General features: G+C 57.2%; 25 protein-coding genes and 1 tRNA gene. 15 read left to right on the top strand and 11 right to left on the bottom strand.

From position 1 onward, the window contains the following. Positions 1 to 10 precede the first annotated feature (10 nt). A tRNA-Arg gene (locus IM291_RS05005) sits at positions 11 to 87 on the bottom strand. A gap of 278 nt (positions 88 to 365) precedes the next feature. Here IM291_RS05005 and IM291_RS05010 point away from each other — a divergent pair. The 3 genes from IM291_RS05010 to fimZ all read left to right on the top strand — a co-directional run bounded on the left by IM291_RS05010 (position 366) and on the right by fimZ (position 3,250). Then, positions 366 to 1,064, top strand: a complete 699-nt coding sequence (locus IM291_RS05010; protein ID WP_059357448.1) for an EAL domain-containing protein — start codon at positions 366 to 368, stop codon at positions 1,062 to 1,064. 24 nt (positions 1,065 to 1,088) lie between these two features. Continuing rightward, positions 1,089 to 1,805, top strand: a complete 717-nt coding sequence (locus IM291_RS05015) for a response regulator transcription factor (RefSeq protein ID WP_028012233.1) — start codon at positions 1,089 to 1,091, stop codon at positions 1,803 to 1,805. 812 nt (positions 1,806 to 2,617) lie between these two features. Next, complete coding sequence (gene fimZ / locus IM291_RS05020) at positions 2,618 to 3,250, top strand: fimbria biosynthesis transcriptional regulator FimZ (RefSeq protein ID WP_028012232.1); 633 nt, start codon at positions 2,618 to 2,620, stop codon at positions 3,248 to 3,250. 51 nt (positions 3,251 to 3,301) lie between these two features. Here fimZ and sfmF read toward each other — a convergent pair whose 3' ends face one another. The 6 genes from sfmF to fimA all read right to left on the bottom strand — a co-directional run bounded on the left by sfmF (position 3,302) and on the right by fimA (position 9,313). After that, on the bottom strand, positions 3,302 to 3,823 hold the full coding sequence (gene sfmF, locus IM291_RS21870) for a fimbria assembly protein (RefSeq protein ID WP_028012231.1): 522 nt from the start codon (positions 3,821 to 3,823) through the stop codon (positions 3,302 to 3,304). A 9-nt stretch (positions 3,824 to 3,832) separates the two neighbouring features. Continuing rightward, on the bottom strand, positions 3,833 to 4,840 hold the full coding sequence (fimH, locus tag IM291_RS21875; protein ID WP_059355415.1) for a type 1 fimbria D-mannose specific adhesin FimH: 1,008 nt from the start codon (positions 4,838 to 4,840) through the stop codon (positions 3,833 to 3,835). Next, positions 4,833 to 7,394 (bottom strand): fimbrial biogenesis usher protein, encoded by a 2,562-nt coding sequence (locus IM291_RS05030; protein ID WP_041911034.1) that lies wholly within the window; start codon positions 7,392 to 7,394, stop codon positions 4,833 to 4,835. Before IM291_RS05030 ends, fimH begins: the two co-directional genes overlap by 8 nt. Before the next feature lie 14 nt (positions 7,395 to 7,408). Continuing rightward, positions 7,409 to 8,101: a type 1 fimbria chaperone FimC gene (fimC, locus tag IM291_RS05035; RefSeq protein WP_192986272.1), complete on the bottom strand. Its 693-nt coding sequence runs from the start codon at positions 8,099 to 8,101 to the stop codon at positions 7,409 to 7,411. Positions 8,102 to 8,135: 34 nt separating this feature from the next. Then, positions 8,136 to 8,681 carry a type 1 fimbrial protein subunit FimI gene (gene fimI / locus IM291_RS05040; protein ID WP_028012227.1) on the bottom strand — a complete coding sequence of 182 codons (546 nt, stop codon included), beginning with the start codon at positions 8,679 to 8,681 and terminating at the stop codon, positions 8,136 to 8,138. Between the two features lie 68 nt (positions 8,682 to 8,749). Next, positions 8,750 to 9,313 carry a type 1 fimbrial major subunit FimA gene (gene fimA / locus IM291_RS05045; RefSeq protein WP_028012226.1) on the bottom strand — a complete coding sequence of 188 codons (564 nt, stop codon included), beginning with the start codon at positions 9,311 to 9,313 and terminating at the stop codon, positions 8,750 to 8,752. Between the two features lie 310 nt (positions 9,314 to 9,623). Here fimA and folD point away from each other — a divergent pair, with 310 nt between their 5' ends. From folD to IM291_RS05070, 5 genes are all read left to right on the top strand, one after another. After that, a complete protein-coding gene (gene folD / locus IM291_RS05050; RefSeq protein ID WP_028012225.1) occupies positions 9,624 to 10,490 on the top strand; it encodes a bifunctional methylenetetrahydrofolate dehydrogenase/methenyltetrahydrofolate cyclohydrolase FolD in 867 nt (288 codons plus the stop codon). A 1-nt stretch (position 10,491) separates the two neighbouring features. Continuing rightward, positions 10,492 to 10,704, top strand: coding sequence for a ribosome-associated protein YbcJ (gene ybcJ, locus IM291_RS05055; protein WP_045356450.1), 213 nt, complete (start codon positions 10,492 to 10,494; stop codon positions 10,702 to 10,704). Positions 10,705 to 10,927: 223 nt separating this feature from the next. Continuing rightward, positions 10,928 to 12,427, top strand: coding sequence for a PTS transporter subunit EIIC (locus tag IM291_RS05060; protein WP_028012223.1), 1,500 nt, complete (start codon positions 10,928 to 10,930; stop codon positions 12,425 to 12,427). Between the two features lie 83 nt (positions 12,428 to 12,510). Continuing rightward, positions 12,511 to 13,527, top strand: a complete 1,017-nt coding sequence (gene malI, locus IM291_RS05065) for a Mal regulon transcriptional regulator MalI (protein WP_192986274.1) — start codon at positions 12,511 to 12,513, stop codon at positions 13,525 to 13,527. Positions 13,528 to 13,600: 73 nt separating this feature from the next. Beyond that, complete coding sequence (locus IM291_RS05070; RefSeq protein WP_028012221.1) at positions 13,601 to 14,122, top strand: metal-dependent hydrolase; 522 nt, start codon at positions 13,601 to 13,603, stop codon at positions 14,120 to 14,122. 42 nt (positions 14,123 to 14,164) lie between these two features. Here IM291_RS05070 and cysS read toward each other — a convergent pair whose 3' ends face one another. After that, positions 14,165 to 15,550 (bottom strand): cysteine--tRNA ligase, encoded by a 1,386-nt coding sequence (gene cysS / locus IM291_RS05075; RefSeq protein WP_045260709.1) that lies wholly within the window; start codon positions 15,548 to 15,550, stop codon positions 14,165 to 14,167. A 175-nt stretch (positions 15,551 to 15,725) separates the two neighbouring features. On the opposite strand from cysS, the gene ppiB reads away from it, so the two are divergent. The 5 genes from ppiB (at position 15,726) to mnmH (ending at position 19,794) form a co-directional block, all read left to right on the top strand. Beyond that, on the top strand, positions 15,726 to 16,220 hold the full coding sequence (gene ppiB / locus IM291_RS05080; protein ID WP_000256009.1) for a peptidylprolyl isomerase B: 495 nt from the start codon (positions 15,726 to 15,728) through the stop codon (positions 16,218 to 16,220). Positions 16,221 to 16,223: 3 nt separating this feature from the next. After that, the gene (gene lpxH, locus IM291_RS05085) at positions 16,224 to 16,946 is read left to right on the top strand and encodes a UDP-2,3-diacylglucosamine diphosphatase (protein ID WP_192986276.1); all 723 of its coding nucleotides are present in this window, start codon (positions 16,224 to 16,226) and stop codon (positions 16,944 to 16,946) included. Positions 16,947 to 17,065: 119 nt separating this feature from the next. After that, positions 17,066 to 17,575: a 5-(carboxyamino)imidazole ribonucleotide mutase gene (gene purE, locus IM291_RS05090; protein WP_006809824.1), complete on the top strand. Its 510-nt coding sequence runs from the start codon at positions 17,066 to 17,068 to the stop codon at positions 17,573 to 17,575. After that, positions 17,572 to 18,639, top strand: coding sequence for a 5-(carboxyamino)imidazole ribonucleotide synthase (gene purK, locus IM291_RS05095; RefSeq protein ID WP_192986278.1), 1,068 nt, complete (start codon positions 17,572 to 17,574; stop codon positions 18,637 to 18,639). The genes purE and purK overlap by 4 nt, the downstream gene beginning before the upstream one ends. Positions 18,640 to 18,723: 84 nt before the next feature. After that, complete coding sequence (gene mnmH, locus IM291_RS05100; protein WP_045260707.1) at positions 18,724 to 19,794, top strand: tRNA 2-selenouridine(34) synthase MnmH; 1,071 nt, start codon at positions 18,724 to 18,726, stop codon at positions 19,792 to 19,794. Positions 19,795 to 19,916: 122 nt separating this feature from the next. Here the strand turns inward: mnmH and IM291_RS05105 are convergent, their stop codons facing one another. From IM291_RS05105 to ybbA, 3 genes are all read right to left on the bottom strand, one after another. Next, entirely contained in the window at positions 19,917 to 21,062 is a 1,146-nt protein-coding gene (locus IM291_RS05105) for a porin (RefSeq protein WP_047367634.1), read from the bottom strand. Positions 21,063 to 21,244: 182 nt separating this feature from the next. Continuing rightward, the gene (gene ybbP / locus IM291_RS05110; RefSeq protein ID WP_192986280.1) at positions 21,245 to 23,659 is read right to left on the bottom strand and encodes a putative ABC transporter permease subunit YbbP; all 2,415 of its coding nucleotides are present in this window, start codon (positions 23,657 to 23,659) and stop codon (positions 21,245 to 21,247) included. Then, entirely contained in the window at positions 23,656 to 24,342 is a 687-nt protein-coding gene (ybbA, locus tag IM291_RS05115) for a putative ABC transporter ATP-binding protein YbbA (RefSeq protein ID WP_041912055.1), read from the bottom strand. The genes ybbP and ybbA overlap by 4 nt, the downstream gene beginning before the upstream one ends. Here ybbA and tesA point away from each other — a divergent pair. Then, positions 24,313 to 24,936 carry a multifunctional acyl-CoA thioesterase I/protease I/lysophospholipase L1 gene (tesA, locus tag IM291_RS05120; RefSeq protein WP_028012213.1) on the top strand — a complete coding sequence of 208 codons (624 nt, stop codon included), beginning with the start codon at positions 24,313 to 24,315 and terminating at the stop codon, positions 24,934 to 24,936. The two genes, ybbA and tesA, sit on opposite strands and share 30 nt — an antisense overlap. Beyond that, on the top strand, positions 24,926 to 25,735 hold the full coding sequence (locus IM291_RS05125; RefSeq protein ID WP_120247342.1) for an SDR family oxidoreductase: 810 nt from the start codon (positions 24,926 to 24,928) through the stop codon (positions 25,733 to 25,735). The genes tesA and IM291_RS05125 overlap by 11 nt, the downstream gene beginning before the upstream one ends. Positions 25,736 to 25,760 lie beyond the last annotated feature (25 nt).

The following is a 25,760-nucleotide window of genomic DNA, read 5'->3' on the forward strand; positions in this document are numbered from 1 at the left end:
TGTTTCTAAATGGCACGCCCTGTAGGATTCGAACCTACGACCTACGGCTTAGAAGGCCGTTGCTCTATCCAACTGAGCTAAGGGCGCACTGAGAAGAGTGAACTTCGCGGTGGTGAAACGCGAAGAATTATACGGTCAATGGCAGGTGAGTCAATGCCTTTTCCGTTTTCGGGGGCAATTACCGCTAGCCGATTGTAAATACGGCTATTTTCTCAACATTTCTCGCTGTTTCACCGTAAAATTTAGCGCTGCGAAAAGGCTTAGTTGCATTTAAGTAACGCCTGCTGTTTTCCTGCTCGTCGGCTCGTCACACTAGAGCGAGGTTTCCCGGCCGCCTGGAGGCTGACAGACAACAGGACAATGGAGTGACAGCGCACAACCCGTTCGATACGCCCCCCCGGTTACAGTTTATGTCTCAGGACATCGTCGGCATCAAACTGGAGCCTGTCGTCGCCCTCACCTCTCAGCGTCAGGTTGGCGTGGAGGTGCTTAGCATTCTGTCCGAAACGCAGCACAGCGAGGATTTTTTCCGCCATCAGTCGGCAGGCTGGTCAATGACGCTGCTTGAAGCGCAGCTTGCTGCACTAAAAAAGACGCCGCACGGTAAAAATCTTTTTATTAATCTGCCGATAACCGTTCTGACAGAGCCAGCGTCCTTTCAGCGGCTCATCAATCTGAAAAACACGCCGCTGAATATCGAGATTGTTGATCTCTCTGTCTTTCTGGCTTTCTCTGCCGCACAGAAGCAGCGCGTCATTCAAAACCTGTCGAAACTCCGGGAACAGGGGCACAGTATATGGCTGGATGACATCGACGAAACGGTTATTCAGCCGTTTTTATTTTGTCGATTACCGTTGAACGGCATCAAAATTGATAAGGGCGCATTCTGGCGTTTACGCGCCACACCCGCGCTGAGGCAGCTGGTTTCACGTTGCTTTCAGCTGGCCGGGAGCGTGCTCATCGAAGGTATTGAGACTGAACGCGATCGCACCTGGGCACTGCAGGCAGGCGCAGATCTCGGCCAGGGATATTACTGGCCGTCCTGGACATGGCCGGAGGATTAAAGAGCCATTTCCAGGAGGGAGACCATGCGAATGACAGTGCGCCGTTACCGGCGGCGGCGTACAGGAAGTGATGCACTGGGATTTACGCGCTCACCTTTTGCTCCCCCCTTTTTCGACCGGCTCGAGTTTTTGAGCCAGTCCATCAGCCAGCCCCGAAAAACCGACGCTCCGTTTATCATTCTGGTCACGGAGGATCATTTTCTGCGCACCGGTTTTCTCAATGGGCAGTTTCCCCTGAGCAGCTGTTGCGACTATATCTCACTGGATGATGCGCTCGGTGCTCAGGCACAATGGCCTTCAGCGCGTCTGGTGGTGGATGTAGAAAGCCGTTCCACCGGGCTGATTGATCAACTGGATCAGTTAAGAAGGCATAGCCTGTATCCCCCCTTCCTGACGCCGTGGCTACTGGTCCGGGCAGATAATTATGATACCCGCCTCTTCTGCAAAGCGGCGGGGCCTTTTCACGTGCTGGAACGTCAGATGAACGCGGCAGGGCTTCAACACAGCCTGATGGATGCCCGCCCGCCGCAGGGGTCCGATAAAGACTGGTTTTCCCGCAATGAATGGCCCATTTTGCAGGAGCTTGCCCGCGGTAAGACGCTGCGTCAGATTGCCCTTCTGCAGAATCGCCCCTATAGCCGCATTATCTATCGTCTCAGCTGCATCCTGCTTAAGCTGGGGCTGAGCCATCGCCAGGAATTGTTACACCTTCTTAATAACCTCTCTGACTGCACGTTTTAACTTACGCACTAACTTCTTATTTCCTAAAGCGCTTTAGGAATTTACTTACCACACATGTTATGAAATGGTTAAATTTTAACAATGTATTCGATTTTATAACTATTCCTAATTTATGGTTCGGAACCATGTGAAATGTCACAGAATGAACCAAAGGCAGCACTTTCCTCCATCCGTTAAGTGAATGCAGAAGGCGTTAATAAGATGATAATGATGTAAAAACAAGCAGCTTCGCTTCACTCTCCAGGAGCGGAAAGCAAAGTGAATAGCATGTTCTCCTGCGCGATGATGGCGTGACGTTGATGCGCCTTAAGCACTTTCAGATGAAGGTTTGACACCTTGCGAGGGCACTTTTTCGCCTCTTTTACCCTGGGTCGCCATCCGAATCGACGGCCTTTTTTATTAACAATTACGCAACATAAAGAGACATCTGTTATTTTTTGTTATTACATAAAGATGAAAAGATGCGGTAAATGGGATAACAGGATATTTCCGCTAAATTTAAAAACATAGCCATTAAGATCCAGAAGATAATACAAACCAATAAGCGGAGACTAATTTACAGGGTTTTCGGAAAAAACTTACTCTGTATAATAAGATGCGTACCAAATCTGAATAAGAAAAATCTTTTTGCCAACACCAGCCAAATGAGATGACCGCGCTGAGGCACTGTTCTTTTCATTACGTAAACAAGGATGCTTTCGCTCTTTCCAGGGAAATACTACGGTATAGGGATCTGCACTTTATATCCTTCCGGCATTTCGAGAGTTTTACAAAACTCTGCATAACGCTTTTAACAATCTGAGGCATTAAAAATGAAACCGGCATCCGTTATCATTATGGACGAACATCCTATCGTCAGAATGTCGATAGAGGTCCTGCTACAGAAAAATAAAAATATCACAGTCAAGCTTAAGTCTGGCGATAGCCATGAAGTTCTTGACTGTATTCGTAATCATCCTATCGATTTGGTGATCCTTGACATCGAACTTACGGGCACAGACGCCTTCGCTTTACTTAAGAGAATCAGAAACTTAAACAAAGACATCAAGATTCTGTTTCTCTCCTCTAAATCAGAGTTATTTTACGCGGGTCGTGCGATTCGCGCCGGGGCCAACGGCTTCGTCAGTAAACGAAAAGATTTGGGTGAGATCTACAACGCCGTAGAGATGATTTTGATGGGCTATTCTTTTTTCCCGTCGGAAACGCTGAATTTTATAAACCATATGGGTTCGGGAAAAGGGATGGCAGCGGATATGCCATTATCGAATCGCGAGGTCACGGTATTACGTTATCTGGCGAATGGATTATCCAATAAGGAGATTGCTGAACAGTTACTGTTGAGCAATAAGACCATCAGTGCGCACAAATCCAATATTTATTCCAAGCTTGGCGTACAAAGCATCGTGGAATTAATAGATTACGCCAAAGCGCACGAGCTGCTATAACCTGAATTCACTCCCTGCAGTTTATCCGAGCTGCAGGGAGTGCGGTCAGTGCTAATTATAATTAATCATGAAGGTAGCATCCGCATCAGCCCGTCCGGGCTGAGGGTTATCGGCCGTAGCAATATAATTGGCATAAAATGATAGGGTCGCATTCCCCTGTGCATCAACCGTCACCGGCTGGCTGGCCTGCTGAAGCGCCAGACGCGTTTTATCCGCATCCCTGATCTCGACGGCGACGTGGCTCGCTGTACTGGCATCATTCAGCGCCAGCAACCCGCTATTGCTCCCGTCAGCCTTACCCGAGAACGTAATGGACGCCGCCCCGGGCGGACAGCCGGTCAACTTCAGCGTGAAGGGCATAGGCTGCGTGCGGCTCCCCGTGGTGTTGAGCTGCTTCGTGGGCCAGGTGCCCAGCGTGACCGTTTTGTCGCTATCGTTACCCTCTGCCACGCAGGTGAAATCGACAATATTGCCGTAGAGCCGAATATTAATTTCGCCCAATGCGGTTTCCGCCTGAGCCTGGGTGCAAAGCGCAAAGAGCGCCACGGTGATAAAACGGATCCCGTTTCGCATGTCTGCTCCTTAGTCGTAATCCACACGCAAATATCCGCGTGAGGTAAAGCGTCCTTCCGCTGGCTTGTTGCCCGTCACGCTCACCGGCCAGACCCGGATCCCCACCTGCGCCTGCGCGCTGTCGTCCAGGCGGAACGGAATTTTGCTCGTCAGGTTGTTAGGCGTGAGCGGCGCACCGCTCTCGTTGGCAATGATAAACCCCACATCCGGGTTATCCGACACCACCACATTATTGGAGACCTTTTCAGCTTCGACGCGCATCGTCAGCATGGCGTTTGCCTCCACGTTGGTGCATTTAATCGCGATGGTTTTACTTTGCGATGAGACGCCCTCCGGCTTGTTACCCACGCCCGCCTTGCTGAACAGGGAGGCGCCAATGTCGCCGAAATCAAATTCAACCACATTGCCGGCGTTGATGGCGCAGCTCTGCGGCACCTGAATGGTTCCGCTGTAGCTGATGGTGTAGACCGGCGTGGTCAACGGATCGGAGGAGGTGGTGGTGACGTAAACGCGGAACATGGTGGCACGCGGGATCACCACCATATTGATAAAGCGTCGGGTCACCTTAAGACGGAAAATAAGGCTGGAATCCTGCACGCCAAACGGTTTGTTTTTTGAAACGTTCGGATGGCTCCCCATCTGGATATAGCTTTTGGGTGGATAAAACGCGCCAGCATAGCTGTCCGTGATCTTCATCGCCCCGTCCAGATAGTCGTTAAGCTTCAGATACTGATAGCCATCGCTGGTCCCGGTGATCGGGTAATCCGTCACGTAGCTGCGCTTGGTGGTATTCCCGACGGTGCCCTTCGGGCAGACGGCGTTTACCCCCACCCACTGCGATTTCTCGCTGAGGGTGACAACCTGCCCAACCTGGTTATTCGAGCTGTTGAATTTATCCGTCAGGTCGTAATGCACCTCCGTCGGCACGCCCTTTTCATTGACGCACACGGTGGCTAACGCGTTTGTCGCGGGCAGGAGTGCCAGAAGCGACAAGGCAAAGATATGGATTTTAATCACAGCGGATCCCCTTAAGTGTGATCGCCTGTTGCAGGCTCTTTTCAGGCAAGCTGTAAGGCGCACGGCACTGGGACTGCGCCCCGTTACCCCACTGGACCAGCAGTTCGCCTTCCAGCGGCAGCCCACTCAGGTAAATTTGCCCGTCATCCCCCACCATGCTGGTCACGCCGCTCTGGGTTTCGCGCACCACGGCGCCGAACGGCACCGGCTGGTTGCCGCGCGTTACCGTCAGCAGGGCGCGCACGCCAATGCGGGTATCAAAGCTGGCGCGGACCAGCGCGCCTTTGGTCGGCACCACGCTGCTCACGTTGTTTTCGATGTCGGTATTGTTGCTCATGGTATTGGTATCCAGCGCCACGCGGTTATAGCGGTAGACGGTGGCATACGGCATGACCGCGTAGCCTCGCCAGTCGGTCTTCACGCCGGTCTGGTTTTCCACGCTGACGCCTGATGCCCCCGGCGCCTTAATCAGCACGTTGGTATCGCCCAGCGGCTGGCTGAAGGTCACGCCGTCTGAATGGCCAACCACCCCGCCGGAGAGCTGCCAGTTGAGATCGTGCTGATCGCGGGAATAGTTGTAGCCCACGCCCAGCGTGCCGTAGGTTGCCTGCCAGTTGGCGCTGGCGCTTCCGCTTGAGCCGTTGGTGCTGGCGTGTCCCTGGGTCACGCTGTAGTTCAGGTTGCGGTCCTCAAGCAGCGTGCCGCTGACGCCGGTTTGCCAGCTCGTGTCGCCATCGCTGTTTCGGCTGGCGGATGCGGTGGCATAGGCGCGATCGATCGCGCTGTCCCGGCGATAGCCCTGGCGGGTAAAGAGGCTAAACGGTACGGAGACGTTAAACGACGCGATCCGGTCGGTACCGTCGATCCCGACGGATTTGTTCCACGACCATGACAGGGAGTAGTTGATCCCCTTCACGCCCCCCGCATAGCCCAGCTGATACCAGAGGTTCGTTTCGTCCGTCCCCCAGTAGGTTTGCTCACTCCCGGAGATATAGACCGAGCCGTAATCCCCCAGCGACTGGGAAATGTTGAGCTGGAAGCGGCCTTTTTTATTCCACGTCAGGTTGTGATAGCTCTGCACGTCCGGCACATCGTTATCGTCCTGGCTATCGGCATACTGGTAGCCCTCCATTGAGCGCCAGGCCACGTCGTCCAGGGTGTAAAACCCCTTCGTTGAGTAGCGGTAGCCCAGCAGCTGGAAGTTGGTGCCAAACCCGTTCAGCGATTTTGCATAGAGAAAACGCAGGGACTGACCTTCATGTTTGCTGTCGTCCGCGAGCTGGCTGCGGGCGTGGGTGATATCGACGGAGACTGCGCCCCAGTCACCGAGGTTTTTCCCGGCCCCGACGGCCACTGCGGTATAGCGTGACGCCAGCTGGGTGCCGCCATAGAGCGTAAAGCCGTTGGCAAGGCCGGTAATCAGGGTGCCCTGGGCGAAGAACGGTGTATCCTGGTCGCTGTTACCGCTGCGGTAATCCCCCGCCACGAGGTCATATTTCCAGCGCCCTTCACGCTGCAGGAGCGGCACGGTGGAGTACGGCACGGTGTAGCGCTGCTGGCTGCCGTCTTTCTCTTCCACCGTGACGTCAAGGTCACCGCTGGAGGAGGTCGGGTTAAGATCGGTAATGGCGAACGCGCCGGGCTGGACGTAGCTTTGATAGATAACGTAGCCGTTCTGGCGAACCACCACTTTGGCAGGCGTACGGGCAATACCGCGCACGGTCGGCGCGTAACCCTGCAGGCTGTCGGGGTACATGCTGTCAGACGAATAGAGCCGCCCGCCACGAAAACCGACGCTGTCGAAAACGTCATTCCCGGTGTTGCTGTCGCCCAGCACCAGCTCACTTTTCAGTGGGATAACGGTGCGCTGCGCCCAGGTGCCAATATTCTGCCACTCGCTGCGCCGCTTCCCGTTATTTTGCGTGTAGCGCCATGCGCCGTTGTTGCGTAAACGCCAGGCACCATAGTTCAGCCCGCTCTGCAGGTTCAGGTAATAGCTGTCGTCTTCGCTTCCCCGGTTGCCCGTAAAGCTGTAGTTCACCAGCGCGGCGGGAATGCCTTCATCCCACTGTTCAGGCGGAATATAGCCGCGCGCGCTGTTTTGCATTGCCACCTGCGGCAGGCTGACGTTCAGGCGCTGTGAAGCAAAGTTAAATACCGTTTCGCTGCCGGGAATGGCCGTGGTCAATGGAACGCACGTTTCACCCTGCACCTTCGCCAGCTCGGGAAATGCGGCAACGTTGACGCCAAAGCGATCGAGCATCGCGCGCGTAATGCACGGCGACAGGCCGCCCGCCACCGGCGGCGTGTTCTCGGCCTGTTCAAAACGCACGTCCTGGGTGCCGATAAACTCATCGTTACGCCAGATATCCACGCGATAGATGCCGGGTGCCTGCTGGTGCCCCTGTTCAAAACGCGACAAATCCGCCACGCTGGCGGTGTCGTCGGATAAGAAGGCCGGGTTGAAGTAGCTTTCGCTCCAGCCAGCCTGCGGCCAGAGCGCGGCCATCAACGCCAGTGCAACCGGGCAGTAACGTCCCTGGTGGTTTTTCATCGCCCTGACTCTGCTCACAGGTTGACGCTGCGCGCCGGTGTAATGGCGCCGTAGTCATTCACGCTCTGCCAGGAGAGCGTACCGCCGGCCCCGGCGGGCAGCACCTGCTGAGCCGAGTTTTTCGGCGCGACCATCAGGTTTTCCAGCGTATGACCGCCCAGCTTCAGGTTGACCAGAGTGATGTAATACGGCGAGGCGTTGCTGACTTTAAGATGGTTCCCCACGCGCTCAAAGCGCAGTTGGGAAAGCGCCTCATCCGGCTGCATCGCCAGGTTATTCGGGCGCACAAACAGCTTGATGCGCGAAAGGATCGCCAGCTGCAGCACGTTATTGTTTTCTGTTTTCGCTTTGTTCACTGACGGGATCGCCTTCACGTTCATGTAAAAGAGCGATTCGCGATCGGCGGGCAGCGCGGGCCCGGCGTAAATAATACGCAGCGTGTTTTCGCTGTCCGGCTCGCTAACGAACAGCGGCGGCGTGACGGCAAAGGTTTTTTCCTTTTGCCCGCTGGCATTTTCGATCCACGCGTTAATTAAGTAGCGTTCTTGTTTATTGCTGTTGGTGATCGCCAGCGACGTTTGCTTCGCATCCGCCGGATAAATAACGCGCGTGGCCCCCAGCGCAATACCGCCGGAAGCATTCGCGCAAGCAGAAACCATCATTAAAATAAACGATAAAAGCAGTCCTGGTTTAATTAGCATATTCATCAAAACCGTACCTTTAATAATGTGTTCGCAGGTGTTATGGATAAATCAACGTAAACCAGACATCCGACTGAATATTGCCTGGCACGAGGTGTTCGGAAATAGCGCGATAGCGGGCGCTAAAATGAAATGCGAGCTCGCTGGTATTCACGGGCAACCAGCTGACGGCCGTCGCATTCGGGATAATCTGACGCTGCTGCTCATCAAAAAGCGCCAGCCCTACGCCGCTGCTGACAGGCGTTTCACCTGGCCGCGATGTCGCCAGAAAAACCTGCGGATCTTCCGCGGGCGTCACGCCCTGAAACTGGATCCCCACGATGCGGGAGACATCCACGCTGCAGTCCAGCAGCCGCACGGTGAACGGCACATTAACCGTTGAAAAGCTGCCCACACCGGAAAATGAATTGGTTCGGTACTGCCCCATGTCGATGCGCATATTCTGGCTGTCGGGCGCCACGGCGCAGCCGCCGTTTACCAGCTCCCCACGAAGATGCACCTTGCCGCCTTCGATCACCACGGTATGCGCCGATGCCGGGCAGGCCATCGCAAGGGTTAACAGCAGTAGTGTTCCAGTCCTTGTCATCCTTCGTTCCTGGCAGTAGCGTATGACGGGCCTCGTCCCTGAGGCCTGAACATCCCTGTGCGAGGGTATTATTCGTATTTCATTACGAAGGTGGCGTCAGCGTTCGCCTGGCCTGGCTCGGTGGTTGCAGCCGTTGATTTGTAGCGCGCGGTGAATTGCAGGGTGTTAGTCCCTTTAATCAGGTCTTTCGCGGCAGAGAAGGTGGCACCGTCCGGGGTCAGCACGCTGGATTTGCTGTCGAGGATCTCGATACCCACGCCTTTCGCGGTGTTGTCGTTGTTACCGGACGTCACGGCCAGCAGGGTTTTGTCGGTCGCGTCGATCTGGCCGGTGAAAGCAACGGCAGCGGTTTTCGCAACCAGCGGATCGCAGTCATTCAGTTCAATGTTGAACGGAATATTAGAGGTGGTGTCGCCCACTTTGGTGAATTTCGCGGTACGATACTGACCGAGATTAACCGTCTGCTCGGAAGAATCGGTATTTACTGAACAAGCAGCATTAACCAGTTCACCTTTAAAATGCACGGTACCGCCATTTACGGTAACCGGCGTAACGGGATCGGCTGCATTAGCGGCACCCGCGACCAGGGCCAGTGTTGCAATAACAGAAGAAGCAATGTTGCTGAGTTTCATGTCTATTCCTTTAAAATGTAAATAACCCTTCCCGCGAAAAATCGGGAATAAGAAATACGTTCAATTGCATAATTGAAAACTTATTTCGGAGGAGACAAAGTAGCTCAGGATGTAATTTTTAAATATGTCAAAACACTGCCATTTCGCCAGGTCACATCCTAATCCCGTCTAAGAAATTGACCATCACTTAAGAAGGGTTTTTGCGCCTCACGGATGAAAACTCGTAAAGGGTGACTGACAGCGGCGCTCGCTTCTGACAAAATACAGGCAATCCCCCCTTTCAAACGTTACAGACGGAATCTTCTCTCTGATGGCAGCAAAGATTATTGACGGTAAAACGATTGCGCAGCAGGTGCGCTCTGAGGTCGCGGAAAAAGTGAAGGCGCGTAAAGCCGCCGGAAAACGCGCTCCCGGGCTGGCCGTTGTGCTGGTTGGCAGCAACCCGGCATCACAAATTTATGTCGGCAGCAAACGCAAAGCGTGTGAAGAGGTGGGGTTCGTCTCCCGCTCTTACGATTTGCCGGAAACCACCAGCGAAGCGGAACTGCTGGAACTTATTGACACCCTGAATGCCGATAAAGAGATCGACGGCATTCTGGTTCAGCTGCCGCTGCCTGCGGGCATCGACAACGTGAAGGTGCTGGAGCGTATCGCGCCGGATAAAGACGTCGACGGTTTCCATCCGTACAACGTGGGCCGCCTGTGCCAGCGCGCGCCGCGTCTGCGCCCGTGCACCCCGCGCGGCATCGTGACGCTGCTGGAGCGTTATAACATCGACACCTACGGCCTGAACGCCGTGGTCATCGGCGCATCCAATATCGTGGGCCGTCCGATGAGCATGGAGCTGCTGCTGGCCGGCTGCACCACCACCGTGACCCACCGCTTTACCAAAAACCTGCGTCACCACGTTGAAAACGCCGATCTGCTGATCGTCGCGGTCGGCAAGCCGGGCTTTATTCCGGGCGAGTGGATCAAAGAGGGCGCGATTGTCGTGGACGTCGGGATTAACCGTCTGGAAAATGGCAAAGTGGTCGGCGACGTGGTGTATGAAGATGCCGCGGCTCGCGCCTCTTACATTACACCAGTGCCGGGCGGCGTTGGCCCGATGACTGTAGCAACGCTGATTCAGAATACTTTGCAGGCATGCGAAGAGTACCACGATGTAGAGGAAGCATAAGATGGCCACATTTTCATTAGGCAAACACCCGCACGTTGAGCTGTGCGATCTGCTCAAGCTCGAAGGCTGGAGCGAAAGCGGCGCGCAGGCGAAAATCGTTATCGCCGACGGGCGGGTTTTAGTCGACGGCGTGGTGGAAACCCGCAAGCGCTGCAAGATTGTCGCCGGCCAGACCGTGAGCTTTGAAGGGCAGAGCGTGACCGTGACGGCCTGAGTCCTCCTCACCCTCTCCCCAAAGGGGAGAGGGGATCAAAAATCCCCCCATATCCATCACGGTTATTTATCGATCAACTTCAAATAATCACTATTTCATCTGTTGAAAGGTGAGATTTCAGTTGCGCGTTTTTCACTCTTTCCCCACGATAAGTAGAACGTTCTACTAAAACGTTCTACTTACAATAACAGCGCTTAAAAAGCGCTACTCGGGGGAAATCAGCATGAGTCTGATATCAGGGTTTGTTAAATCGCTGTCTAAGTTATCGATGATTGGTCGCGCCTTAATGCTGCCAATTTCACTGCTTCCCGCTGCGGGCCTGCTGCTGGCCTTCGGCGATAAGTTCCACCTGCCGCTGATGATGAACGCCGGCGGGGTTATCTTTGATAACCTGCCGATGCTGTTTGCCATCGGCTCTGCTGTCGGTCTGGCCTCGGAATCCGGTATCGCGGCGCTGTCCGCGGCGGTGTCGGTGTTTGTCACTAACATCACCATCAGTACCGTATTAAGCATTACGCCGGAAATGGCCTCACAGGGCGGAAAATATGCCATGGTGGTCGGCATCCCGACGCTGCAGATGGGTGTCTTCGGCGGGCTTATCTGCGGCATTCTCGCAGCCTGGTGCTACAACCGCTTCCACACCATGCAGCTCCCGGAGTTCCTCGGCTTCTTCTCCGGGAAGCGCTTTGTGGCGATCGCCACGGCGTTCCTCTCTTTCCTGATGGGGCTGCTGCTACCGTACGTCTGGCAGCATATTCAGGCCGGTATCGACGCGCTCTCCGTGATCGTAAACGGTGATAACCAGGCGGCATCAACCTTTATCTTCGGGCTGGTGGAGCGCGCGCTGATCCCGCTCGGCCTGCACCACATCTGGTATCCGTCCTTCTGGTATTCGTTCGGGGATTACACCACCCAGGCGGGCCAGGTGATCCACGGTGACCAGACCATCTGGTTCAAGATGCTCGAAGAGGGGGTGAAATCCTTCAGCAGCGACACCTACCAGAACGCCGGTAAGTTCATGCAGGGCGAGTTCCCGCTGATGCTGTTCGCGCTGCCTGCTGCATGCCTGGCGATGTACCACGAAGCGCATACGAAGAATAAGAAAATCGCGGCCGGTATTCTCTTCTCCGCTGCCCTCACCTGCTTCCTGACGGGGATCACCGAGCCGGTAGAGTTCACCTTTATCTTCGTGGCGCCGATTCTGTACGTCTTCAACGCCATCATGGCGGGCCTGGCGTACATGACCATGTACCTGCTGCACGCGCATATCGCCAAATCGTTCTCGGCGGGCTTTATCGACTACCTGTCGTTCGGGATCCTGCCGTCGTTTAACGGCTATCAGACCAACTTCCTGAGTGCCATTATCATCGGCATTCCGATGGCGCTGATTTACTACTTCACGTTCCGCTTCGTGATCCGTCGTTTCGACGTGAAAACGCCGGGCCGTACGGAGGTGACCGCCAGCGCGAATGACAAGTCCGATTCCGAACTTGCCACCGAAATCATCGGCCTGCTGGGCGGCGCGCAGAACATTGACTCCGTCGGCTCCTGCATCACCCGCCTGCGTCTGGAAGTGGCGAAGAGCGATGCGGTGGACAGGGACGGACTGAACGGGCTTGGCGCACGCGGCGTGGTCTTCGTCGGCGACAACGGGATCCAGGTGATTTTCGGTGCCAGAGCACAGTTTATCGCCCAGACCATGTCCACCATGATCGGCAAATAATAAGATGCCTGAACGACACGTCTCCTGTACGCTGGGAGACGTGTTTTATCCGGCTGATAATCGGTAAATTTCAGGGAGCGGTTTTGAAGAAAGTCAGCATCATTGATGTCGCAAAGCACGCGGGCGTCTCGGTCTCTACCGTGTCGCTGGTGCTACGTCAGAAAGGGAAAATCTCAGAGGCGACGATCGAGAAGGTCAATGCCGCCATCACGACGCTGGGCTATGTTCATAACGTTGCCGCTGCCAACCTCCGCGCCAACACCTCCAATCTTATCGGCCTGATCCTGCGCGACTTCAGTGACAGCTTTTCCATCAAGGTGATGGCGAGCATCGTTCAGGAGCTGGAGAAGCAGGGTTATATGGTGTTTCTCGGCCAGCCGCTGAACGACCAGGAATATCTGGAACGGACCCTGCTGTCGTTTAAGCAGCAGGGCGTCGCGGGCGTTATTTATCTGGCGTCTGACACCCGTAACGCCGCTTTACCGGAGCAGATCCGCCAGTGCCCGCTGCCGCTGGTGGCGGTCTCGCAGTCTCTGCTGGACGAAAAATGCAATCTGGTCATGCGCGATAATCGCCAGGCGGCGAACCTTGCCGCACGCTATCTTATCGAACGCGGACACCGCGCGATCGCCTACATTGGCGGACGCGAGGGCTGTCTTATCCGCGAGCAGCGCCTGCTCGGCTTTCGCAGCGCGATGACGCAAAACGGGCTGGTCTGGCGCGATGATTATTCACCGGCCTGCAGCGACGACACCCAGGCCGCCGCGATGGCAACGCGCCAGCTGCTGGAGAAAAACAGCTCCATCACCGCCCTGCTTTGCCACTCCCCGGATGCGATGATCGGCTCCATTTCCGGCATTCACCAGGTGGGCCGCACCGTGGGGAAAGACGTGTTCCTGACCCAGCAGGTGGCGCTGATCGGTTTTGAAGATATGCTCCACGTCAACCTCACCTCCCCTTCCTTCACCTATGTCTCTTCGGCCAGCGATGAAACAGGACGACAGGCGGCGGGGCTGATTATCCGCAAGCTGAAGGAGCCGGATCTGCAAACCCAGCGCATTACGCTGTCCGGGCAGCTTATCGCCCGCGAGTCGGCGTAAAATCAGAATTTGACACAGGTTTGCTGCAGCGGATTCGCTGCTATATTGCTGTGATTTGCCATGGATAATTGCAATGCCTACCGTTATCACTCACGCTGCTGTTCCCCTTTGCCTGGGCTTAGGTCTGGGAACGAAAGTCATCCCTCCCCGCCTGCTGTTTGCCGGGATCGTGCTCGCCATGCTGCCGGACGCCGACGTGCTGGCGTTCAAATTCGGCGTCGCCTACGGGAATATTTTCGGCCACCGCGGCTTTACCCATTCGCTGCTGTTTGCCTTTGCGGTACCGATACTCTGCGTGCTGATTGGCCGACGATGGTTCCGGGCCAGCCTGACGCGCTGCTGGCTGTTCTTAACCGTTTCACTGCTGTCGCACAGCCTGCTGGATTCCGTTACCACCGGCGGAAAAGGCGTCGGCTGGCTGTGGCCGTGGTCAGACGAGCGCTTCTTTGCGCCGTGGCAGGTGATTAAGGTCGCGCCGTTTGCGCTATCGCGCTACGCCACGCCGTACGGGCATGAGGTCATTATCTCGGAACTGCTGTGGGTGTGGCTACCGGGGGTGGTGCTGATGGGGATGTTGTGGTGGAAAAGAAGGTAAAAGTAGGCCCGGTAAGCGTTAGCGCCACCGGGCGTTACAGACTTACTTACGACGCCAGGTCGTCCCCTGCGGGCCGTCTTCCAGAATGATGCCCATCTCGGTCAGACGGTTACGCGCCGCATCTGCCGCCGCCCAGTCTTTGGCCTGACGCGCTTCCAGACGCGCTTTAATCAGCGCTTCAATTTCCGCCACTTCACCGTCGTCCGCCTGCGCGCCGCTCTGCAGGAACGCGTCCGGCTCCTGCTCCAGCAGGCCAAGCACGGAAGAGAGCTTGCGCAGATGGGACGCCAGCGCATTCGCCGCCGCCATATCTTCTGACTTCAGGCGGTTGACCTCACGCGCCATGTCGAACAGCACGGAGTAGGCTTCCGGCGTGTTGAAGTCGTCGTTCATCACCTCAACGAAGCGCGCTTCGAATGCCTCGCCGCCCGCCGCAGGCACAGATTTGTCGGTGCCGCGCAGCGCGGTGTACAGACGCTCCAGCGCCGAGCGCGCCTGCTTCAGGTTCTCTTCGCTGTAGTTCAGCTGGCTACGATAGTGGCCAGACATCAGGAAGTAGCGCACGGTTTCCGCATCGTAATACTTCAGCACGTCGCGCACGGTGAAGAAGTTGCCCAGCGATTTCGACATCTTCTCGCGGTCAACCATCACCATCCCGGAGTGCATCCAGTAGTTAACGTACTCGCCGCCGTGGGCGCAGGTGGACTGCGCAATTTCGTTTTCGTGGTGCGGGAACATCAGATCCGAACCGCCGCCGTGAATGTCGAAGTGATTGCCCAGCTGCTTGCAGTTCATCGCGGAACATTCAATGTGCCAGCCCGGACGGCCTTCGCCCCACGGGGATGGCCAGCTCGGCTCGCCCTCTTTGGACATCTTCCACAGCACGAAGTCCATCGGGTTACGCTTCACGTCAACCACGTCCACGCGCGCGCCGGCCTGCAGCTGGTCCAGGTCCTGACGGGAAAGCGCGCCGTAGGTTGGGTCCGTCGGGACGGAGAACATCACGTCGCCGTTGTCCGCCACATAGGCGTGACCGCGTTCGATCAGCTTTTCGGTGATCTCGATAATTTCGTGGATATGGTGGGTCGCACGCGGCTCGCTGTCCGGACGCAGAATATTGAGGGCGTCAAAATCTTTGTGCATCTCAACAATCATGCGATCCACCAGCGCAACAAAGCTTTCGCCGTTTTCATTAGCGCGCTTGATGATTTTGTCGTCGATGTCGGTAATGTTACGCACGTACTTCAGGTTATAGCCCAGGAAGCGCAGGTAGCGAGAGACCACGTCGAACGCAACAAAGGTACGGCCATGGCCGATATGACAGAGATCGTAAACCGTAATACCACACACGTACATGCCGACTTCCCCGGCATGGATAGGTTTAAATTCCTCTTTCTGGCGCGTCATTGTATTAAAGATTTTTAACATCGAAGATTCCATGTAAACACGTGTGTGAGTTGTTTGTTCCATATAATACCCATAATTCGGAATAGGATCAGCACACAATGCAAGGTGATCGCGTCCTGTGGTTATGCTATAACAAGCCCCTATATATGACCCGAAGGCGGGTCGACGTACCACAATAACGGAACAGGATGCAAAAATGGTTACTTTCCACACTAATCATGGCGATATCGTAATCAAGACCTTTGATGACAAAGCGCCTGAAACAGTTAAAAACTTCCTGGACTACTGCCGCGAAGGTTTCTACAACAACACTATTTTCCACCGTGTGATCAACGGCTTTATGATCCAGGGCGGCGGTTTCGAGCCTGGCATGCGCCAGAAAGAGACCAAAGAGGCGATCAAAAACGAAGCGAACAACGGCCTGAAAAATACCCGCGGTACGCTGGCAATGGCCCGTACTCAGGCGCCTCACTCTGCCACCGCGCAGTTCTTCATCAACGTAGCGGACAACGACTTCCTGAACTTCTCCGGCGAAAGCCTGCAGGGCTGGGGCTACTGCGTGTTCGCAGAAGTGGTTGAAGGTATGGACGTGGTCGACAAGATCAAAGCCGTTTCTACCGGCCGCAGCGGCATGCACCAGGACGTTCCTAAAGAAGACGTTGTAATTACAAGCGTGACCGTCAGCGAGTAATTCGTGGCGACACTCTTTATTGCGGATCTGCATCTGCAAACAGAAGAACCGGCGATAACCGCCGGTTTTCTGCGTTTTTTACGCGGTGAAGCGAAAAGCGCCGACGCGCTGTACATCCTGGGCGATCTGTTTGAAGCCTGGATTGGCGACGACGATCCTAACCCGCTGTATCGTGAAATGGCTGCCGCCATTAAAACGCTGGTAGATTCCGGCGTCCCCTGCTACTTCATTCACGGCAACCGTGATTTCCTGCTCGGTAAGCGCTATGCCCGCGAAAGCGGTATGACGCTGCTGCCGGAAGAGCAGGTGCTCGATCTCTATGGCCGCAAGGTGCTGATCATGCACGGCGACACGCTCTGCACCGACGATACCGGCTACCTGGCGTTTCGCGCCAAGGTCCACACCCCGTGGATCCAGAAGGTGTTCCTTGCCCTGCCGCTGTTTATCCGCAACCGCATCGCCGCCAGAATGCGTGCGGGCAGCAAAGCCGCCAACAGCAGCAAATCCCTGACCATCATGGACGTCAACCCGCAAGCTGTGGTGAGCGTGATGGAAAAGCATGGCGTTCAGTGGCTGATCCACGGTCATACCCATCGCCCTGACGTGCATTCTCTGAGCGCCAACGGTGAACCGGCCCATCGCGTGGTATTGGGCGCATGGCATACTGAGGGTTCGATGGTCAAAGTCACTCCCGACGGTGTCGAACTGATCGCTTTTCCGTTTTAACGTTTTCTCGTCGTTTCGCTTGTTTCTCAGCCACGCAACCGTTTTCCTTGCCCGTATAACATGCTATTCTCTGTGCCCTCGAAAGCAGTGTGTTTCGCACCACAGGAGTTTTAAGACGCATGTCTTCCCGCAATAATCCGGCGCGTGTCGCCATCGTGATGGGGTCCAAAAGCGACTGGGCTACCATGCAGTTCGCCGCCGAAATCTTTGAAATCCTGAATGTTCCGCACCACGTTGAAGTGGTTTCCGCACACCGTACGCCGGACAAACTGTTCAGCTTCGCCGAAAGCGCCGAAGAGAACGGGTATGAGGTGATTATTGCCGGTGCGGGCGGCGCAGCACATCTGCCGGGCATGATTGCCGCCAAAACGCTGGTGCCGGTTCTGGGCGTCCCTGTTCAAAGCGCCGCGTTAAGCGGTGTCGATAGCCTCTACTCCATCGTCCAGATGCCGCGCGGTATTCCTGTCGGTACGCTGGCAATTGGCAAAGCGGGCGCGGCGAACGCCGCCCTGCTGGCCGCGCAAATTCTTGCAACGCACGACAAAGATTTACACCAGCGCCTGGCGGAGTGGCGTAAAGCCCAGACCGACGAGGTGCTGGATAACCCGGACCCGCGGGGTGCGGCATGAAGCAGGTTTGCGTCCTCGGCAACGGCCAGCTGGGCCGCATGCTGCATCAGGCCGGCGAACCGTTGGGGATTGCCGTCTGGCCCGTCGGGCTGGACGCCGAGCCGGAAGCGGTGCCGTTCCATCAGAGCGTAATCACCGCCGAAATTGAACGCTGGCCGGAAACCGCCCTGACCCGCGAGCTGGCGCGCCATAACGCCTTTGTGAACCGCGACGTGTTCCCGATCATTGCCGACCGTCTGACGCAGAAGCAGCTGTTCGACAAGCTGGGCCTCGCAACCGCCCCGTGGCAGCTGTTGTCTGATAAAAGCGAGTGGAATGACGTCTTCGCCATGCTGGGCGAGCTGGCGATTGTGAAGCGCCGCGTGGGTGGCTACGACGGTCGCGGCCAGTGGCGCCTGCGCGCAGGCGACACCGCCGAGCTGCCGGACGACTGCTACGGCGAGTGCATCGTTGAGCAGGGCATCAACTTCAGCGGCGAAGTGTCGCTGGTTGGCGCACGCGGGCACGATGGCCGCACGGTGTTTTACCCGCTGACGCATAACCTGCATCAGGACGGCATTCTGCGCACCAGCGTCGCCTTCCCGCAGGCCAATGCCGACCAGCAGGCGCAGGCGGAAGAGATGCTTTCTGCCATCATGCACGAGCTGGGCTACGTGGGCGTGATGGCGATGGAGTGCTTCGTCACGCCGTCGGGCCTGCTGATCAACGAGCTGGCGCCGCGCGTGCACAACAGCGGCCACTGGACGCAAAACGGCGCCTCTATCAGCCAGTTCGAACTGCACCTGCGTGCCATCACCGACCTGCCGCTGCCACAGCCCGTCGTTAACAGCCCGTCGGTGATGATCAACCTGATCGGGACCGATCTGAACTACGACTGGCTGAAGCTGCCGCTGGTGCATCTGCACTGGTATGACAAAGAGGTTCGCGCGGGTCGTAAAGTGGGTCATCTCAACCTGAACGACAGCGATACCGACCGCCTTAGCGCCACCCTGGAGGCGATCGTTCCTCTCCTGCCGCCAGAATACGCGAGCGGAATTGTCTGGGCACAGTCAAAGCTCAAGTAAGACATCTGCGCCGGGGAGTTGACCTTCCCCTTCCCCGGCGTACAATCCCCGCCCATTGCTGCTGAGTTTTCTTCTGGAATCACCATGAACGATGGAACGGACTATCGCGCGATCCTCGCGTCTGATACCCCTTTAATCGACGTTCGCGCGCCGATCGAATTTGCCCAGGGTGCGATGCCCGCCGCACTCAACCTGCCCTTAATGAACGACGACGAGCGTGCCGCCGTCGGTACCTGCTATAAGCGCCAGGGACCCGACGCCGCGCTGGCGCTCGGCCATAGCCTGGTGAGCGGCGAGACGCGGGAGGCGCGCATTAACGCCTGGCGCGAAGCCAGCCTTGCGCACCCCGAAGGCTATCTCTGCTGTGCGCGCGGCGGTCAGCGTTCACATATCTCTCAGGCCTGGCTGAAAGAGGCTGGCATCGACTACCCGCTGATCCGCGGCGGCTATAAGGCCCTGCGCCAGACGGCGATTCAGGTCACCATTGAGCAGTCGCAAAAGCCGATGGTGCTTATCGGCGGCTGTACCGGCAACGGTAAAACGCTGCTGGTGAAGCAGCACGCGCAGGGCATCGATCTGGAAGGGCTGGCGCACCATCGCGGCTCGTCGTTTGGCCGCACGCTTACGCCGCAGCTTTCCCAGGCGAGCTTCGAGAATCACCTTGCGGTTGAGCTATTGAAAAAAGACGCCGCGCGCTGGGTGCTGGAGGACGAGGGCCGGATGATTGGCTCCAACCACCTGCCGGAGTGCCTGCGCGACCGCATGGTTGACGCCCCTATCGTTGTCGTCGAAGACCCGTTTGAAACCCGACTTGAGCGCCTGCGCGAAGAGTATTTTGACCACATGTGGGCGGATTTTTCTGCCGCGTACGGTGAGGAGGCGGGCTGGAAGGAGTACAGCGAGTACCTGCACCACGGCCTGTTTGCCATTCGCCGTCGGCTTGGGCTACAGCGTTTTGCGGAATTTACGGCGCTGCTGGACGCGGCACTTGCCGAACAACAGCGAACGGGCAGCACCGACGCGCATTTCAGCTGGCTTGTACCGCTGCTGAAGGACTATTACGACCCGATGTACGGCTATCAGCTGGAGAAGAAAGCGGAGAAGATTGTCTATCGCGGGACGTTCGCAGAAATTGCCGAGTGGCTTAATCGCTAAAAAAAGCCGGGTGGCGAGGTAAAAGCAAAACGGCAACCTGGGTTGCCGTTTATAATGTTTTTTCCCTCTCCCCGTGGGAGAGGGTCAGGGTGAGGGCATCAGGCCGCACCCTACATGACACCTTAGAAGTCGTAACGCAGACGCACCAGGTTCATGTCGCCCAGGTTGTCGGTGCTGGAGGTGAACACGTGTTCGTAATCCACGCGGAAACCGTAATCCAGCTGGAAGCTGATACCCACGCCGTTGTCGATGCGCTGGTAGTTACGGCCGTTCACGTACTCGATGCGGTCACCCATGAAGTAAGGCTGGATGGATTTCACCGCGTACTGACCGATTGGGAATTTGTACCCTGCGAAGTATTCAATACCCCACGCGTCGCCCGCAAAGTAGTCGTTAACAGACACTTTTTTGGTGGTCAGGAAGTTCTGGTACCAGCCGCCGCCAGCGGAGAAGGTCCAGTTGTCCGGCGTCCAGCTCAGCGCGGTACCAACAATATTCTGGTCGTAGGATTTGCTGTCGCCGTTGTCCGGGTTACGCATGTCGGCGCGTGTGTAGTTCCACGCAGCGCCCCAGGTCAGATCGGTGGTCAGGTGGTAATCGATACCCAGTGAGCCGCCGCCTTTACGCTTGTAGCGCAGGCCGTTGCCCGGCAGGTATTCGCTGTCTTCAAACAGGTAGGATGCATAGATGTCCGCATCACCCACGGTTTTCTTATATTTCAGCATCTGGCGTGAACGGTAAGAGCCGTCGTAGTCGCCGTTGATCCCGTTACCCGGCGCCTGGCCGATCATGTCGTAGTCCCAGATATCGGTTTTCGCGCCCACCACATCATAGTACACGCTGTTCTGCTGGCCGAAGGTCAGCGTACCCCAGGTATCGCTCTTCAGGCCGGTGTAGAGCATACGGCGTGAGGTGTCGTGCGCGCCGTCGGCGTAGTGGTTATCCCAGTTAAACTGCGCCGGAATGTTCACCCCCAGCTCGTAGTAGCTGATCCAGCTGATGTCATCGAACAGGTAGTAGTCTGCCGCGAAACGGAAGCGGGTACCGCCGTCAAAGCCGTTACGCTTGTAGCCGTTTTTGCCGTCATCGCCGGTCATGTTCTGGAATTGCGGACGAATGCTGCCGCCAACGGTGAAGTTCAGGCGGCTCAGCGGGTTACCCGCCTGAGGATCCTGCTTAAGCACGGTGATTTCTGCCTGAGATGCAAAAGTAGTCAATGCCACTGCCGCGCCGATCGTTGCCGCCAGCGCTGATTTTTTTATAGTCATTATTTTTCCTTAATAGACACGCTGCTAAATATTTAGCTGGTGAATATTAACCGGAAATTTTCGGGCTGTGTGGGCGGGTTTTTAATGTTTTGTGCTACTAAATGCGTTGGCATTATCACTTTGTGCTATTTAAGCATTACGCACCGGCATAAAAACCGGTGCGTAATTATTACCATGCCAAATCAATTCACAAACTGCCGGAACAGAGCCTTGCCCTTTAACAATCGCGCCCCGAGCCAGCCCCCGCAGAGGGAGAGCAGCACCGCGCCGCAGAGAGGGAGTACTAGCCAGAGACGCCAGTCAGGCTCCCACGGGAAGTCGAAGACCTTTGTCTGCAGCACCGCCAGCGCCGTCTCCGCGCCAATCGCCGCGACCAGACCCGCCACCAGCCCAAGCAGCGCAAACTCGCTCCAGAGCGTCGCCCGCAGCAGCCGCTTACCCGCGCCGAGCGTGCGGTAGACTATCAGTTCCTGATGACGCTGGCGCATGCCCACCTGCACCTGCGCCAGCAGCAGCAATATGCCGCAGATTGTTACCAGCACCACCATCACCTCCAGCGCGCGGCTCACCTGCTCCAGCACCTGCCCGATCTGTTTGAGGATTGCGCCAATATCCAGCAGGCTCACCGTCGGGAACTCCCGGTTAAGCTGCGTCAGCATGCCGTTGCCGTTTTCCCAGCGGAAGCTGGTCAGCCAGCTCTGCGGCTGCCCGTCCAGCGCGCCCGGCGGGAAGATGAAGAAGAAGTTTGGCCGCAGGCTTTCCCAGTCCACTTTACGGAGGCTGGTGACTTTGGCGGTAAAATCCTGGGTATCACCGGTGAAGGTCACGCTGTCCCCGAGCTTCACGTTCAGGCGCGTCGCCAGCCCCTCTTCCATCGACACCTCTCCCGCTTTCGGCGGCCAGGTACCGGCGGTAATCGGGTTATGGTCGGGACGTTTCTCCTGCCAGGTCAGGTTGAGTTCGCGGTTAAGCGACTCGTCCTTGTTCCCCTCGGTTGACTGGCCGTTGATCTGCGTCAGACGCGCACGGACGATGGGATAGAACGACTCGGGGATAATGTGATGCTCCGACAGGAAGCCCTTCAGCGGCGTCACCTGTTCCGGTGCGATGTTGATCAGGAAATAGTTCGGGCTTTCCGGCGGAAGCTGCTGCTGCCAGCGATCCAGCAGATCTCCGCGAAGCACGAGAAGCTGCGCCAGCAGCATAAACGACAGCGAAAAGGCCGACAGCTGGCTGAGCGTTGACCAGGGCTGATGCAGCAGGCGGTTGACCGCCAGCCGCACCGGCAGGGATTTTACCGTCAGCCTTTTCAGGACGTTGAGCAGTATCCAGCCCAGCACGCCGCACAGCAGCGCCAGTACCACCGCGCCGGCCAGCACGGCCCACAGCAGGGTGCTGCCGCCCATCAGCCAGGCCAGCAGCCCGACCGCAACAGCAATAATCGCCGGAAGATAGAACTTCAGCGGCCAGACGTTCGCTACCACATCATTGCGCAGCACCCGCAGCGGCTGCGTCGCGAGCAGCAGGCGGTACGGGCGCAGCCCCACCAGCACCGAGATCACCGTCATCGCGCCCATCGCCCACAGCCACGGCCAGAGGCTTGCCGGGGGCAACGCGGCCGGCAGCACCGGTTTCAGCATCACCATCAGCAGTTTTTCAAACAGCAGGCCTATTATTCCGCCGGTGAGCGCAGAGAGGGCCAGCAGCATCAGCCACTGACCGACGATCAGCTTGCGCAGCTGCGCCCGCCCCGCGCCGAGGGTTTTAAGGATCGCCACCAGGTCGTAGCGGCTGCGGCAGTAGTGCCCCATCGCCACGGCAACCGCCGCCACCGCCAGCAGCAGGGTTAACAGCGCCGACAGCAGCAGGAACTGTTGGGAACGTTCGAGGGATTTGCCGAGCGCCCCTTCGTCCTGCTCCAGCCCGTACCAGCGGTGTTCCGGCTTGAGCTGCGGCAGAAGCCATTTTTCATACGCCTCCAGCTGCGTGGGCGTGCCGCCAAACTTGTAGCGCCAGGTGACGCGACTTCCCGGCTGGACGGCGTTGGTTTTCGAGACATCGGCGGTGTTCATCAGCAGGCGCGGCGCGAGCTGGAACGGGTTAAAGCCGGAGTCGGGCTCCTGCACCACTTCCCCGGCGATTTTCAGCGTGGCATCGCCAACGTCAATACTGTCGCCGGGTTTCAGGTTGAGAAGTGCCATCAGGCGCGATGCCAGCAGCACCGTGCCGGGCGTCGGCTTTAGCCCCGGCGGGCTGGTTTGTAATTCCCCGTACATCGGGTAGATGTCATCCACGGCCTTCACGCTGGCGAGCTGCGGGGTGTCCCCCGCGAAGGTCATGGTCTGGAAGGTGAGCTGCTCCCCCACCTTTAGCCCTTCCTTGCGCGCTTCCTCAATCCAGCCAGGCGGCACAGGACGCGAGCTTTGCAGCGCCCGGTCCCCGGCCATAAATTCGCGGCTCTGCTGGCTGAGCCCTTTTTCCATACGGTCGCTGACGCTGCCGAGCGCCAGCACGCAGGCCACCGCCAGGCTTAACGCCAGCCAGACAATCAGCAGTGAGGGCGAGCGCCATTCGCGCCAGAACCAGCGGGCGATCATGCTTCCTCCTGAAGAATACCGTTCACCAGCCGCAGGCGGCGGTCGCAGCGGGCGGCCAGCTGCGGATCGTGGGTCACGAGGATCAGCGTGGTGCCATGTTCGCGGTTAAGCGAAAACAGCAGATCAGCAATTTTATCCCCGGTTTTACGGTCAAGGTTGCCGGTGGGTTCATCGGCAAACAGCACTTCCGGGCGGCCGTTAAACGCCCGCGCCAGCGCCACGCGCTGCTGCTCGCCGCCGGAAAGCTGTGCCGGAAGGTGGTCGAGGCGCTTGCCCAGGCCGAGCTGTTCCAGCAGCGCCTTCGCATGCGTGCGGCTTTCGCGGCTCTTTTCGCCGCGCAGCAGCGCCGGGAGCTCGACGTTTTCCAGCGCGTTCAGGGTCGGGATCAGCATAAAAGACTGAAAGACAAAACCGATATGCCGCGCGCGCAGCGCGGCTCGCGCCTCTTCATCAAGCTGGTGCAGCGGTTGCCCGACCAGGTGGACTTCGCCGCTGCTGCCGTCGTCCAGACCGGCCAGAATCGCCAGCAGCGTAGACTTGCCGGAACCGGATTCGCCAATCAGCGCGATGGTTTCGGCGCGTTTGACAACGAGTTCAACTCCGGTAAGGATTGAAAGCTCCTGCTCCCCCTGACCGACGGACTTCTTAAGACGATGAACTTCAACACTGTTTTCCGCTGGCATTTGCCCTTCCTGTTTTTGATGCTGATGACCTTCCGCGCGGCGGCAGCGGACACGTTACTGATTCTTGGCGACAGCCTGAGCGCGGGCTACCGCATGGCGGCCAGCGCGGCCTGGCCGGCTCTGCTCAATGACAAATGGCAAAGCAAGACGACCGTTATCAACGGCAGCATCAGCGGCGATACCTCGCAGCAGGGTCTGTCGCGCCTGCCTGCGCTGCTCAAGCAGCATCAGCCGCGCTGGGTGCTGGTTGAGCTTGGCGGTAATGACGGCCTGCGTGGCTTCCAGCCTCAGCAAACCGAGCAAACGCTGCGCACCATTTTACGGGACATCAAGGCGGCAAACGCCCAGCCGCTGCTAATGCAAATTCGCCTGCCCGCCAACTACGGTCGTCGGTATAATGAGGCCTTTAGCGCGATCTACCCTAAGCTTGCCAAAGAGTTTGATATTCCGCTCCTGCCATTTTTCATGGAAGAGGTCTATCTCAAACCCCAGTGGATGCAGGACGACGGTATCCACCCCAATCGCGATGCGCAGCCGTTTATTGCCGACTGGATGGCAACGCGGCTGGCTCCTTTAGTTAAACATGACTCGTAATTCAGCGGAGTTCCTGACAGGTAAAGTTATGCAAAAATCGGTCTTAATTACAGGATGTTCCAGCGGAATCGGCCTTGAGAGCGCGCTTGAACTAAAGCGCCAGGGATTCAGGGTGCTGGCAGCGTGCCGCAAGCCTGACGATGTCGAGCGCATGAACGGGCTGGGCTTTACCGGCATACAGCTGGATATGGACTCGCCGGAGAGCGTTGAAGGCGCCGCCGACGAGGTGATAGCCCTGACCGAAGGCCGTCTGTACGGTCTCTTTAATAATGCCGGTTACGGCGTGTATGGCCCGCTGGATACGCTCTCGCGCGAAACGCTGGAGAAGCAGTTTTCAACCAATTTCTTTGGCGTCCATCAGCTCACCATGCGTCTGCTCCCGGCCATGCTGCCGCACGGCGAAGGGCGCATCGTGATGACATCGTCAGTGATGGGGCTGATTTCCACCCCGGGCCGCGGCGCCTACGCGGCCAGCAAATATGCGCTGGAAGCCTGGTCCGACGCCCTGCGCATGGAGCTGCGCCACAGCGGCATCAAGGTCAGCCTGATTGAACCCGGCCCGATCCGCACCCGCTTTACCGAAAACGTTAACCAGACCCAGGCGGATAAACCGGTCGAAAACCCCGGCATCGCCGCACGTTTTACCCTCGGGCCAGAGGCGGTGGTTGCCAAAGTGCGCCATGCTTTTGAGAGCGAGCATCCCAAAATGCGCTATCCGGTGACGCTGGTCACCCATGCCGTCGGCTGGTTAAAGCGCCTGCTGCCGGGCAGGATAATGGACAAAATTTTGCACGGCTGAGTTGAAGCGACGACGCTCATCCCCA

The sequence above is a fragment of the Enterobacter cloacae complex sp. P27C genome (genome assembly GCF_014895705.1).
Taxonomy (GTDB): Bacteria; Pseudomonadota; Gammaproteobacteria; order Enterobacterales; family Enterobacteriaceae; genus Enterobacter; species Enterobacter bugandensis.